This window comes from Spirulina major PCC 6313 (assembly GCF_001890765.1).
GTDB lineage: Bacteria > Cyanobacteriota > Cyanobacteriia > Cyanobacteriales > Spirulinaceae > Spirulina > Spirulina major.
The window spans coordinates 1,229,968-1,243,917 of the sequence record NZ_KV878783.1; the positions used below are offsets into that span (position 1 = coordinate 1,229,968).

Consider the following 13,950-nt stretch of genomic DNA (forward strand, 5'->3'; position numbering starts at 1 on the left):
AATTGTCAGTATGGACCAAGGCATGGGCAACCCACAATCCCCCCAAAAAAATATCATCATCGTTGACGATACACCGGCTAACCTCCGGCTCCTCTCTGCCATGCTGGGAGAACAGGGCTATCGGGTGCGCAGTGTGACCAATGGGGCGATGGCGATTAACGCGGCCCAAGCTAAGCCGCCGGATTTGATTTTGCTGGACATCAATATGCCGAAAATGAACGGCTATGAAGTCTGCCGCCGCCTCAAAGAATCGGAGTTGACCGCTGAGATTCCGGTGATTTTTTTGAGTGCGTTGGATGATGTGCAAGACAAGATTACGGCATTTCATGCGGGAGGGGTGGACTATGTGACAAAGCCCTTTCATTTTGAAGAGGTGCGGGTGCGGGTGCGCAATCAATTGGCACTGCGCCAAGCTCAGGAAGATGTGGCCCAAAAGTCGATCGCGCTGGAATCGTTTAGCTATGCGCTGCGGGCCCTGCACCGTTTGAATACGACGGATTATGAGTCATTTCCGGGACGCTTTCGAGATTATCTTCAGACGGGCTGTGAGTTGTTGGGGACTCAATGGGGCGGGATTACCAAGATCCAGGCGAACTACTATAGTCTGGTGGCGGCGATTCCGGAGTTATCGAGTGAGGACTCGCCGTGGCACGCGATTGCCTTTCCCACAGATCTAGATAAGACCTATTGTCATCAGGTGATTACCCAGCGGCAGACGGTGATGTATTCCGATGCAGCGACGCTGCCGGAGACGGAGCCGCCCATTGGGTCGCCGTGGCGATTTCATGCGTATCTGGGTACGCCGATTTGGGCGGGGGATGCGATCTATGGGACGTTGTATTTTGCGGATGGGGAGTCACGATCGCAGCCCTTTGCCATCCATGAGGTGGAGATTATCGAGTTGATGGCCCAGAGCTTGGGACGGGCGATCGCGGACTATCAAAGTAGTGAAAGCCGCCGCCGGGCAGAATTAGCCTTTCGCCTCGAAAAACAAAAATCCGAAAAACTGCTTCTCAATATCCTGCCGCAAAAGATTGCCCGTCGCCTCAAACAAGCCCAAACCTCCCTGGCGGAACAGTTCCCCGCTGCTACGGTGCTCATGATGCGGGTGGTGGGGGTGAATGACTGGTCACAGGATCTCAAACCCGCGCAGATTGTGCAGGTGCTCCATGACGTGTTTACCCTCTGCGATCGCACCCTCGAACAGTTTGGCCTCGAAGCAATCAAGGCGGTGGGGACGGTGTGTTTGGTGGTGGGGGGGGTTCCCGTCGCCCGCGAAGATCACCTAGAGGCGATCGCCGATGTGGCCCTGGCCCTCCAAGGTGCTCTGGCTCAATTCACCGTTCCGGACGAGCTGGCCGCCTTACCTGTGCCGTTACAGATCCGGATGGGGATGCAGACCGGCACTGTGATGGCAGGGGTGATTGGCACCAAACGTCATGACTATGATTTCTGGGGGGAAGCTGTGGATGATGCGATGGCCCTCGAAACCCAGTGTCCCACTAATCAGATTCATGTGTCGGCGCGGGTGTATGAACAACTCTGCGATCGCTACCAATTCACCCCCTGCGAGTCGGACACCCGTGCTCCCGCCGCTCCCACCTACTACCTCCTCGGCAAACAGGGAATTTAAGCGCGATCGCCCCCGCTGGCCTTGCCCGCTGCCAGCCGTTAAACGTTGTCAAATTGTTCAGGATTCCACCGCATATACTTGAACAATACCGAAACAGAGCCAGAATCTAACCGGTGATCACTCTTGTCGCGATCGCGTGCCTCCCTCTGCTGCTCTGGCATATCTCCCTAGGGGAAAAGGACATTCTATGGAAACCGATGAACGGAATTGGGGCAATTTAATTTTTGACTTCAAAGCATCTGTGATTCCGGCCATTATCGGCAAAGTCTTGATTGCGATATCTGTTGCGGCGATCGTCACCATCGCCTTCTACTTGAAGATTCCGGTGGGGAAAGAAGCTCTTTCGAGCATCATCCCCGAATTGGTGTTGGGCTTGCTCCTCGTCTTTCGCACCGACACCGCCTACAGCCGTTTTTGGGAAGGCAGCCAAATCATCAGCGATATTATCGATTTAAGCCGGGGTCTCGCCCGCCAAATTTCCGTCAATATTGATGCCCCAACTGACACCGAAGCCACCACCAAGCTCGCCCATATTCGCCTTGTGGGAATGTATCTCGCAGCGGTGAAACAGCACGTCCGCTATGAAGGCCCCAACGCGGAAATGCAGCCCTATTTGAGCGAATCTCAGTTTGCCGAATTGGAAAAGGCCCACCACATGCCAAACAAAATTGCCCAATGGTTATCGGATTATTTTCGAGATGTGCATCGGGCAGGCAAAATTTCTGACATGATGCTGGTGGAGTTAAATCGTATTTTGGATCAACTCACCCTCAGCATGGGGTCCTGTGAGCGGATTTTAACCACGCCCTTGCCGCGAGCCTATGCGATTCACCTCAAGCATTTGCTGTTGATTTATTGTTTTATCTTGCCGTTTAAGTTGGTGGGTGAGTTGCAGTGGGGAACCCCGATCGCGGTGGGGGTGATTGCCTTTGCGCTGTTGGGGATTGAGGAAATCGGCCTCGAAATTGAAAACCCCTTTGGCTACGATCCCAACGATTTACCCCTCGATCAACAATGCAAAGAACTGCGCACGGATATTGAAGCGATGGTGGAATTGCCGGTTGCGTCGCCGGTGGTTCCGTCACAGTGGGTGGAGCCGGAACTCCGGTAACGGCGGATGGAGGTTCACGACTTAATCCGGTCATTGAAAAAGGCTCTCAACCTCTAGCGAGCACGATGCTCGCATTACGAAATTACGAGCGTGATGCGTAAAGCCCCCTGAATTTTATTCGGGGGATATAAGCGAATAACCGAATTGATTTGGTGGTGATACGATAAAAGCGTTCGCTAGCGCGAAGTAAAATTCCGGGGTGAGCACCTTATGGGCAGGGCGTTGTCCATTGGGCTAGGCAAGATAAGACGGGCTACGCCTGCAATTGCTGTCTGAACCCAGAATCCCCCGTCATTTATGCGGGGGAGTACGTCAACGGATTATTCCCTTGAGTTTCATCAGCCGCATTGAACTCTTAACAGTACCGGGGTGCGATCGCACCTCGGTTTTTCGGTCAACAGGGCCGAGGGATTAACCGCGATCGCGCCATCTCTTCGGGGTTTCTAAGTTAAGATAGGGCACAAATTGGCGTGAGGCGACCCTATATGAATGTATTACTAATTTATCCTCTGTTCCCAAAAAGCTTTTGGTCGTTTGAAAAAACCCTAGAACTTGTCGGCCGGAAAGCGATGCTGCCCCCCCTCGGATTAGCCACCGTGGCCGCCATCTTACCCCAGGAGTGGAGTTTTAAACTGTGCGATCGCAACGTTAGCACCCTCACCGAAGCCGAGTGGGACTGGGCCGAACTCATCGTCCTCTCCGGTATGATCGTCCAAAAAGACGACATGCTCGCCCAAGTCGCCGAAGCCAAGGGACGCGGTAAAAAAGTGGCCGTCGGCGGCCCCTACGCCACCGCCCTCCACCCGGAAGTTAAAGCCGCCGGAGCCGATTATTTAATTCTCGATGAAGGAGAAATCACGCTCCCCATGTTCATCGAAGCCATCCAAAACGGAGCCGAATCCGGTACATTTCGCGCCACCGAAAAACCCGACGTTACCAGCACCCCCATCCCCCGCTTCGACCTCCTCGACTTCGACGCCTACTCCGAAATGGCCGTGCAATTCTCACGCGGTTGCCCCTTCCAATGCGAATTTTGCGACATCATCGTCCTCTACGGCCGCAAACCCCGCACCAAAGACCCCGAACAAATGCTCGCCGAACTCGATCGCCTCTACGAACTCGGCTGGCGGCGCGGCATCTTCATGGTGGACGACAACTTCATCGGCAACAAACGCAACGTCAAGCTGCTCCTCAAAGCAATGATCCCCTGGATGGAAGAGCGCGGCTATCCCTTCTCCTTTGATACCGAAGCCTCTGTAGATCTCGCCAACGATCAGGAACTGATGGATCTGATGACCGCTGCTGGGTTTGGGGCCGTCTTTTTGGGGATTGAAACCCCCGACGAAAGCAGCCTCGAAGTCACGAAAAAATTCCAAAACACCCGCGACCCCCTCAGCGAATCGATTCATAAAATCATCAGTTCTGGGCTGCGGGTGATGGCTGGGTTCATCATCGGGTTTGACGGCGAAAAAGCCGGAGCCGGGCAGCGGATTGTGGATTTTGTCGAAAAAACGACGATTCCCACGGCGATCTACAGTATGCTCCAAGCCTTGCCCGATACTGCCCTCTGGCATCGCCTCGAAAAAGAAGGCCGCCTCCTCAGCGGTGTGGGCAACATCAACCAAACCACCTTGATCAACTTTGTCCCTACCCGTCCCCTCGAAGACATTGCCCGCGAATATGTGGATGGGTTTATGCAACTGTATGACCCGATCGCATTTCTCGATCGCACCTATCGCCACTATCGCATCCTCGGTACGGCCCCCTGTCATGCCGAGCGCCGCCGCAAAATGAAGGGCAAACCCAAGGGCAAAACCGGGATCAAATGGCGCGAAGTTCAAGCGATGTTAACGCTCTTTTGGCGGCAGGGGCTTGTGCGCAAAACCCGGTTTAAATTCTGGGTCTATTTGGCGCAAATGTTCATTCACAATCGCGGCGGCATTCCTAGCTATTTAGGGGTTTGCGCTCAAATCGAGCATTTCTTGGAATATCGAGAAATCGTTAAAAACAATATCGAGACCCAACTCGAAGCCTTCCTCGTCGAAGAAAAGCGGCTGCGGGCACAGCAAGAACAAGAGCAGAAGATGGGCGAAAAAGCGATCGCCTAGTTCCGACCCCCGTGAGGTCATCCCTGGCCTCGCTGCTCTCTGTCAGCCCGTTTTAAGTCCCCACCCGTTGAGACGTTTTTAAAACCATGCGCGTTCTACTCCTTTACCCCCTCTTTCCGAAAAGTTTCTGGTCCTTTGAAAAAGCGATTAACTTAATTGGACGCAAGGCGTTTTTACCCCCCTTGGGATTAATTACCGTCGCCGCCATCTTGCCCCAAGAGTGGGAATTTCGCCTCGTGGATCGCAATGTCACCGAACTCACCGAAGCCGATTGGGATTGGGCAGATTTAGTCCTGTTGTCGGCGATGATTGTCCAAAAACCCGATCTGCTCGCTCAAATCGAAGAAGCCAAACGGCGGGGCAAAAAAGTGGCCGTCGGTGGCCCGTTCCCCACGTCGGTGCCGCAAGACTGCGAAGCGGCGGGGGCTGACTATCTCATTCTCGATGAGGGCGAAATTACTCTGCCCATGTTCGTTGAAGCAATCCAAAACGGAGCCGAATCTGGTAAATTCCGCGCCACGGAAAAACCCGATGTCACCAGCACCCCCATTCCCCGCTACGACCTGCTGGACATGAATGCCTACGCGATGATGTCGGTGCAGTTTTCACGGGGTTGTCCGTTCCAATGCGAGTTTTGCGACATTATTGTGCTCTACGGTCGCAAGCCGCGCACGAAAGAACCCGACCAGCTTTTAGCTGAGCTAGACCGCTTGTTTGAATTGGGCTGGCGCGGCACGGTGTTCATGGTGGATGATAATTTCATCGGTAATAAGCGCAATGTGAAGCGGCTTTTGGCAGAGTTGCAGCCTTGGATGGTGGAGAAGGGCTATCCCTTCACCTTTAACACCGAAGCCTCGGTGGATTTGGCCCAGGATCAAGAGATGATGGATGCGATGGTGGCCTGTAATTTTGGGTCGATCTTCGTGGGGATTGAAACGCCGGATGAGGATAGTTTGGCGGTGACGAAGAAGTTTCAAAATACCCGTGATCCGCTCAGTGAGTCGATCCATAAGATCCAGAGTTCTGGGATTCGGGTGATGGCGGGCTTTATTATTGGCTTTGATGGGGAGAAGACGGGGGCGGGCGATCGCATCGTCGAATTCGTCGAACAATGTGCCATTCCCCTCGCGGTGTTCAGTATGCTCCAGGCTCTGCCCGATACCGCCCTGTCCCATCGCCTCGCCAAGGAAGGCCGCCTCCTCGACACCAGCGGCGACATCAACCAAACCACGTTGATGAACTTTGTGCCCACCCGCCCCATCGAAGAGATCGCCGCCGAACATGTGCGCGGTTTCTGGAATCTCTACGATCCGCAAAAATTCCTCGATCGCACCTATCGCTGCTATCGCACCTTGGGCCAAGCGAACTTCCCGAAAAAAGAACGGAAGGCGAAAAAGCCCTTTGATTGGCGGGTGTTGAAGGCGTTGGTGTCTGTGTTTTGGTATCAGGGCATCGTGCGATCGACGCGCTGGACGTTCTGGCCGTACTTGTTTGCGATGCTGCGCCACAATCGAGGCGGGGTGGTGAGTTATCTGACCATCTGCGCTCAAATTGAGCATTTCTTGGAATATCGCCAATTGGTCAAGGACAATATTGAAACCCAAGTGGCGGCCTATTTAGCACAGGAACGGGAACTACGGGAAACATCAACCCCGTCAGAACAGGCGGTGAGTGCGATCGCTTAAATTCCCCGACCTCAACAGTCACCCTTTACAATCAAGCCTGTCCACTCCTGTGTTTAGGGTGGGGTGATGCCTTGAGCCACAGCCATTGGTTTGCCATTTATTTCCCTTGTATCTCATCGTCATCGTCAACACTGGAGCATCGCAATTTTGAACGTTCTACTGATTTATCCGTTATTCCCAAAAACCTTTTGGTCGTTTGAAAAAACCCTCGATCTCGTGGGTCGTAAGGCGATGTTGCCCCCCTTGGGTCTCGTGACTGTAGCGGCAATTTTGCCCCAAACCTGGGAGTTTCGACTGTGCGATCGCAACGTCTCCGAAATTGCCGATCAAGATTGGCAATGGGCGGATCTCGTCATCCTCTCCGGCATGATCGTCCAAAAAGAAGACTTCATCGCCCAAATTCGCGCCGCCAAGCAACGGGGTAAACTCGTCGCCGTTGGTGGCCCCTATCCCTCCTCCCTGCCCCAGGAATTAGAAGAAGCCGGCGCAGATTTTCTCGTCCTCGATGAAGGCGAATTAACCCTACCCATGTTTGTCGAAGCGATCGAAGCCGGAGCCACCCACGGCACGTTCCGCAGCGAAGAAAAACCCGATGTCACCATCACCCCCGTGCCCCGCTACGACCTCCTCGACCTCAGCGCCTACTCAGAAATGTCGGTGCAGTTCTCACGGGGATGCCCCTTTCAATGCGAATTTTGCGACATCATCGTGCTCTACGGTCGCAAACCCCGCACGAAAAACCCTGAGCAACTCCTGGCAGAACTGCAATATCTCTATGACTTGGGCTGGCGGCGGAGTATTTTCCTCGTTGATGACAACTTCATCGGCAACAAGCGCAACGTCAAGTTGCTGCTGAAGGCGATGATTCCTTGGATGCAAGAGCGGGGCTATCCCTTCACGGTGAACACAGAAGCCTCGGTGGACTTGGCCCAAGACCAGGAGTTAATGGATTCGATGGTGCAGGCTGGGTTTAGTGCGGTGTTCCTCGGCATTGAAACCCCCGACGAGGGCAGCCTCGAAGTCACCCGCAAATTCCAAAATACCCGTGACCCCCTCAGTGAATCGGTGCAAAACATTGTTCGCTCCGGGTTACGGGTGATGGCGGGATTCATTGTCGGGTTTGACGGCGAAAAGTCTGGCGCGGGGCAACGGATTGTGGAGTTTGTGGAAAAAACCACGATTCCCACGGCGTTTTTCAGTATGTTGCAGGCGCTCCCCAATACGGCCCTGTGGCATCGCTTAGAAAAAGAAGAGCGGCTCCTCGTTGGGGATACGGACAAGATGGGCAACCAAACCCAGTTAATGAACTTTATCCCGACCCGACCCATTGAAGAGATCGCCCAGGAATATATCAACGGCTTTTGGCAACTGTATGATCCGCTGAAATTCATGGAGCGGGCCTATGAGCATGTGTGTATTTTGGAAGCTGCGCCGAATCGATATCAGCGGCGTGTTTTTCAGCGGAATTTTAAGCGCACGGGCAGCGATCGCCAACCCTTAGATCTCTCCGTATTGCGAGCATTACTGATCATCTGTTGGCGGCAGGGGGTGATCCGCCAAACCCGTGTCCAGTTCTGGATTTACCTCGCCAAACTGCTCAAAAACTATCCCCTCGGTGTGGCCAGTTTCCTCGGTATCTGCGCTCAAATCGAACATTTCTTAGAGTACAGAAGTATTGTCAAGAGCCAGATCGAGGCCCAGTTGGCTCTGTTCCTCGCACAAAAAGCGCGTCATGATGCCCAACAGACCCAAGTAGCGGCCTAGGGCTGCTCCCAGGGGGACGGTGTCGGGATCGCTCGATCCGGATCAGTCGTTGCATCGACGGGAGGGGTTGCGATCGCAACCCCTCCCCCGTCCCCCCCCAAATGCCAATGCTAAAATAACCGCAATATGCGAATTGTGACCACTCCTAACGTTGATTTGTCACCTGCGGTGGTGAGTCTCGTTTCCTAGCCACAGAACATTATGGAAGGATCATTTACCTTAACCCTCCAAATTGTGATCGCAGTGCTCGCAGGCATTAGCGCACAAGTTTTAGGGGAAATCCTCAAAATTCCCAGCATTGTTTTTTTGCTGCTGCTGGGTATCCTTCTCGGTTCCGATGGTATCAACGTCCTGCATCCCCACGAACTCGGTGTCGGCCTTGAAGTCCTCGTTGCCCTCGCCGTAGCGATCATCCTCTTTGAAGGCGGCCTCAACCTCGAACTGCGGGCCCTCGGACGGGTCTCCGGCAGTCTCCGCAACCTCGTCACCATCGGCACGCTGATCACCCTCCTCGGCGGGGGGATGGCCGCCCATTGGCTCAGTGAATTTCCCTGGTCAATCGCCTTTCTCTACGCCGCCCTCGTTGTCGTCACTGGCCCCACGGTCATCGGCCCCCTCCTCAAACAAGTGGCCGTCGATCGCCGCGTTGCCACCCTCCTCGAAGGCGAAGGGGTGCTCATTGACCCTGTCGGCGCGATTCTCGCCGTCGTCGTCCTCGACACCATCCTCAACAGTGATGCCCTCCCCTCCGCCATCTTCACCAGTCTGCTCCTGCGCCTGGGGATCGGCATCCTCGTCGGGGGCTTAGGTGGCTGGCTCCTAGGGCTGATTCTCAAACAAAGTAATTTCCTCTCCGAAGACCTGAAAAACCTCGTGGTTTTAGCCGGTGTTTGGGGTCTTTTTGGTCTCTCGCAATACCTGCGGAGTGAATCGGGACTAATGGCCACCGTGATCGCTGGGTTAGTGCTCCGCGCCTCCTCTCTCCCGGAAGAACGGATGTTACGCCGCTTTAAGGGTCAACTGACCGTGTTGGGGGTCTCGGTGCTGTTCGTGCTCCTCGCGGCAGATCTGTCCCTGGCGAGTATCTTGGCCTTGGGGTGGGGGTCGGTGTTGACGGTGTTGACCTTGATGTTTGTGGTGCGACCCCTCAGTGTGGTGGTTTGCACCTGGAATAGTGACCTGAATTGGCGGCAAAAGCTCTTTGTGGCCTGGATTGCGCCGAAAGGAATTGTCTCGGCCTCGGTGGCTTCATTATTCGCCATCCTCCTCACGGAGCAGGGGATCAACGGGGGCGATGCAATTAAAGCCTTGGTGTTTTTAACGATCATGATGACGGTCTTTCTACAGGGACTCTCCGCCCGCTGGGTTGCCGATGCGCTGCAAATCACCTCCTCGGAGGCCACCGGGGCGGTGATTGTCGGCTGTACTCCCCTGGGGCGATTAATTGGGTCGCTGTTCCATGAAGAAGGGGAATCGGTGGTGATGATCGACACGGATTCAGAATCCTGTGCCCAGGCGCGGGCGGATGATCTGTCGGTGTTTCAAAGTAGTGCCCTTGATCCGGATGTGTTGGCCGAGGCGGGGATTGAGTCGATTGGGACGTTTGTGGCTCTGACGAGTAATGGGGAAGTGAATTCGGTCTTGGCCCAGCGGGCGGTGGAGGAGTTTGAGCCGCCACGGGTGTTTGCGGTGTTGCCGCGCCATGACAAAGAGACCGACAAAGCGAAAGTGAAGACTCCGAAAAAAATCACGTCGGCGTTTCAGCCCCACGTACCGATGAAGTTGTGGAATCAGTATCTACGGGATGGCCAGGTGAAGCTGGGGGAAACGGTGCTCAAGTCGTCGGGGTTTGCGTCTCAACAGGCTCATTTAGAGGCGTTGATTCGGGCGGGGGAATTGTTGCCGCTGTTGGTGAAACGTCAGAAGGGGCTGCAAGTGGCGGCGGCGGATGAAGATTGGCAGGCGGGCGATCGCATGATTTACCTGCTCCATGATCCCCGCCCGAAGTTGCTCAAACGCCTATCGGGAGGGAGTTCGACGGGCCGCCTCGCCCTCGAAACCCTGCCGGAAGTGGAAGAAGTGCCGCTGACGGCGGCGAGTAGTTTGTAGGCGCGATCGCACCTCGTCCACGGGTCAATTCTGGACAAATTCTGCGGAATTGAGGCGATCGCGCTCATTCTCTAAAATTGACCACTATCATAGGGGGGTAGATTTCCCATTGTGCTCACCTGAAGAACTGAACTATGGATATCAAACTGATTTTGGCGATTTTAACCGGTGTCTTCTTCGTCACAACCCTCTTTTTCGGAACTCAAAACGGCTTTTACGACTCCGATGATTACCATGGCAATGGTTCTGCCCATTAAAATCCCTCCCATCATGGCCCGGCTCATCCCTGATTCACGTCCCTCGTCACTGCGGGCATTGCCATGGGTGCGCCGGATCTGATTCCTAGCCCCAGCCATTCCCCCCTCGCCTGTCGTCCCTACGGTGTTGGCCACGATGGTGAGGGAATTTGTCTCATGGTGAAGATGGGGCCCTATCGTATTCTGCTCGACTGTGGCCTGCGCGATCCGGCTCCCCTCCTCACCGCCGACGCGCCCCCGGCGGATTTGGTGTTTTGTAGCCATGCCCATCGTGACCACACCCGCAGCCTCTTACCCCTGGCGCAGCAGTTTCCCCAGTTGCCGATCTACACCAGCGAGGTCACGGCGCAACTCTTGCCCTTTAATTGGGACATCACCACAACGATTCCAGAGTTGGCCTGTCGGCCGTTGCCGTGGCGATCGCCGGTGCATTTTTTCCCGGATTTAACGGCGCAACTGTTTCCGGCGGGCCATCTACCCGGTGCAGCGGTGATTTTGCTCACCTATACCACTCCCGAACGATCCTATACGGTGCTCTATACGGGGGATTTTTTCCTGTCTAACTCCCGCCTGGCCGAGGGTCTATCGCTGGAAACGATGCGAGGTTCATCGCCGGATGTGCTGATTATTGAAGGGTCTGCCGGAACCGCCCGCTATCCCCGTCGCCGCCAACTGGAAAAGCAATTTCTCACCCAAATTGAACAGGCCTTAGGGGCGCAAAAGTCCGTGGCCATTTTTGCGCCGCCCTTGGGGTTAGCCCAAGAAATTCTGATGTTGTTGCGATCGCACCACCAATTTACCGGGCGGGAGTTGGGGATTTGGGTCGGGCCGGACATTGCCCAGGGTTGCGATGCCTATCTGGAAATCTTGCCCCACTTGCCCGCAGCGGTGCAGAATTTTTCTCGCCATCAACCGCTGTTTTGGGATGACCAAATTTTACCCACAGTGAGCCGCTTCACGGACGCATCCACCCCCGCTGCGCCCTGTGTCTTGCTCACCAACCGGATGGAGGATTGGCAACAGTTGGAGGCGCGATCGCCCCAAGCCTGGACAGTGTTAATCCCAGAACATCACCACGATGTCCAAGTGAATATTGAAACCTTTCATTATCACGAGGCGGTCAGTATTGATTCCTACACCCTCACCGACCACAGTGACGGCCGCAACACGACGCAACTAATCCACAATATTCGCCCGCAACATATTCTGTTTGTCCATGGTTCACCGGCAGCGATCGCGGAACTCACCAGCCTCGAAGAATTGCAAAGCCGCTACAAACTCCACGCCCCCCGCAACGCCATGACCCTAGAGTTACCCGTGGGCGATCGCTTCATTCAACCCGCTGCCCCGATCCTCACCACCTATGAAGGCGAAATTAGCGAACTCGATGCGATGGTGAATATTGCCCTCCCCTCGGCCCTGAGCCATAACCCGATCTGGTCTACCTTTGCCGATACGGGCTTAGTGGAAGCCCGCTGGCAGGGGAATGAATTGATCCTGCGCGGCCTCTCTCAGCGGGAACTCTTGCGCCAAAGCAACGCCAATCGCATCCAAGCCGGTCAAGAATGTTGCCGCAATTGCCAATACTTGCAGGGCAAAACCTGTCAGAATCCTCAATCGCCCCTCTACGGATTCACCGTCACCCTAGACGGCTATTGCCCCGCCTTTGAAGCCGAGCCGGACCGGGAGACTTGACGCTCATCCAGCTAACATTGCTAAGTTATTGGGACAAGATGAGTTCCACAAGGTTGTTAAACCCTTTGACATTATTCGCAAACTGTTACCGTCTTTAAGTGCAGACGAATTGCGACAACTTCCTTCTCTGTTGTCTTAAGTCGGATTGTGCCAAGATTTTCTCCCGAAGCCCTCGTTTAATCAAGACGAGGGTTTTTGGTTAGAGTGAGTGTAGCTTCTTCAATTGCGAGTGGAAGATAAAAGGGATTGAAGGAGTCAGTCGGATCATTCGGATTATACAGAGCAGGTGACCCGCCATTCATGCACATTGATAAGCCTTCCTTATCAATAGACAAAATCATCACGGGTCTAGCGATCGCGCCCCGCCCCCCATTGATAAGCCCCCCATATATCCCCCCCTTCGCCCCCGTCCAGATCGCTAGACCCCTGACTCTCCCGTCAAAACACATCCCCACTAGACGAAAGTATAATTTTGTCTATTGGCTGTGGGAAGATAGGGATAGGGAGGTGAGTCACGATGAAAATTCAAGGGCATGGGCAGGCGGCGATTTTGTCAACCCAGGAGGAGCGGCGCTTATTCGTGGCGTTGGGGACGGAGCGCGATCGCGCAGTGTTTGGGATTTGCTTGTATTGTGGCTGTCGAATTTCCGAGGCGTTGCAATTGCAGGTACAGGATGTGAGTCCGACGGCGATCACTTTTCGGAAAGGAACCACAAAGGGGAAACAGCGGACGCGGCAGGTGCCCACTGCGCCTCGGTTGGCGATGATTTTGGCGAATTATCGGCGACCGACCGAAGGGTATTTGTTTCCAGGGCGGCGACCGGGGAGCCATTTACAGCGGTGTCGGGCAGATCAGATTTTGAAGGTGGCGACCCAGAAAGCGGGACTCCAGGGGGTTTCGACCCATTCCTTTCGGCGCACCGCCTTAACGCGGATGCACAATGCCGGTGTACCGCTGGCGGTGATTCGGGAGATTTCGGGGCATCAGACGTTGGCGGCCTTGCAGCGATATTTAGAAGTAGAGCCAGAGCAGATGGTGGTGGCGGTGGGGGCGATTTAGGGGTGTAGCGTGACGAGGATCATCCGTAACCGTAACGGGCGATCGCACCCTCTTGATCGTCTTCATGGCGTGACTGATGCGATCATCACAATATTTTAATCACGTTGCAACGGTTGGTAAGTGGTAAGCGTTCTTTTCACAGTTTTGAATCCCTGATTCTAGAAGGCCATGTTCTTCTTTTGATTCCAAGTTACCAAGTTCAATACTTATATTTTTTGGGTTTTCGGGGTTTGAGGTATAGAATGTGTAATCTAATACAGAATTTCAGGATTTTGATCACTAAAACCCTTCATATCTTGTTAGACTCGTTTTTTTCCCACCCTAAACTCGGAAGACCCTATTTTTTCTAGCTTTTTTTAGTTGAATTGTAAAAAAAATGTTACATAAGATTCATGCGTTAACCAATTACTGTATAAGTAAATGAAAAAGAATTTCGTCGAATTTTTATTAACTTAACCTTCCTATTTTGTAATTCCCTAGTTTTCATGGTTTCAAAAGGAAGCAACTAGCTCTGTATTGTTAAGATTG

9 protein-coding genes are annotated in these 13,950 nt (G+C 54.0%); all 9 read left to right on the forward strand.

The window, feature by feature from the left end:
• Positions 1 to 22 precede the first annotated feature (22 nt).
• The 9 genes from SPI6313_RS05350 (at position 23) to SPI6313_RS05390 (ending at position 13,422) form a co-directional block, all read left to right on the forward strand.
• The gene (locus SPI6313_RS05350; protein WP_139276546.1) at positions 23 to 1,633 is read left to right on the forward strand and encodes a response regulator; all 1,611 of its coding nucleotides are present in this window, start codon (positions 23 to 25) and stop codon (positions 1,631 to 1,633) included.
• Positions 1,634 to 1,820: 187 nt separating this feature from the next.
• Positions 1,821 to 2,744, forward strand: a complete 924-nt coding sequence (locus SPI6313_RS05355) for a bestrophin family protein (protein WP_072620072.1) — start codon at positions 1,821 to 1,823, stop codon at positions 2,742 to 2,744.
• A gap of 485 nt (positions 2,745 to 3,229) precedes the next feature.
• Positions 3,230 to 4,852 carry a B12-binding domain-containing radical SAM protein gene (locus tag SPI6313_RS05360; protein WP_072620073.1) on the forward strand — a complete coding sequence of 541 codons (1,623 nt, stop codon included), beginning with the start codon at positions 3,230 to 3,232 and terminating at the stop codon, positions 4,850 to 4,852.
• Between the two features lie 86 nt (positions 4,853 to 4,938).
• Positions 4,939 to 6,537 carry a B12-binding domain-containing radical SAM protein gene (locus SPI6313_RS05365; protein WP_072620074.1) on the forward strand — a complete coding sequence of 533 codons (1,599 nt, stop codon included), beginning with the start codon at positions 4,939 to 4,941 and terminating at the stop codon, positions 6,535 to 6,537.
• A gap of 147 nt (positions 6,538 to 6,684) precedes the next feature.
• The gene (locus SPI6313_RS05370) at positions 6,685 to 8,301 is read left to right on the forward strand and encodes a B12-binding domain-containing radical SAM protein (protein ID WP_072620075.1); all 1,617 of its coding nucleotides are present in this window, start codon (positions 6,685 to 6,687) and stop codon (positions 8,299 to 8,301) included.
• Positions 8,302 to 8,502: 201 nt separating this feature from the next.
• Positions 8,503 to 10,410 carry a cation:proton antiporter gene (locus SPI6313_RS05375; RefSeq protein WP_072620076.1) on the forward strand — a complete coding sequence of 636 codons (1,908 nt, stop codon included), beginning with the start codon at positions 8,503 to 8,505 and terminating at the stop codon, positions 10,408 to 10,410.
• A gap of 134 nt (positions 10,411 to 10,544) precedes the next feature.
• On the forward strand, positions 10,545 to 10,667 hold the full coding sequence (locus tag SPI6313_RS24695) for a hypothetical protein (RefSeq protein WP_281248360.1): 123 nt from the start codon (positions 10,545 to 10,547) through the stop codon (positions 10,665 to 10,667).
• Between the two features lie 63 nt (positions 10,668 to 10,730).
• Positions 10,731 to 12,362: an MBL fold metallo-hydrolase gene (locus SPI6313_RS05380; RefSeq protein ID WP_072620077.1), complete on the forward strand. Its 1,632-nt coding sequence runs from the start codon at positions 10,731 to 10,733 to the stop codon at positions 12,360 to 12,362.
• Positions 12,363 to 12,879: 517 nt separating this feature from the next.
• Positions 12,880 to 13,422, forward strand: coding sequence for a tyrosine-type recombinase/integrase (locus SPI6313_RS05390; protein WP_072620079.1), 543 nt, complete (start codon positions 12,880 to 12,882; stop codon positions 13,420 to 13,422).
• The last annotated feature ends 528 nt before the right edge of the window (positions 13,423 to 13,950 follow it).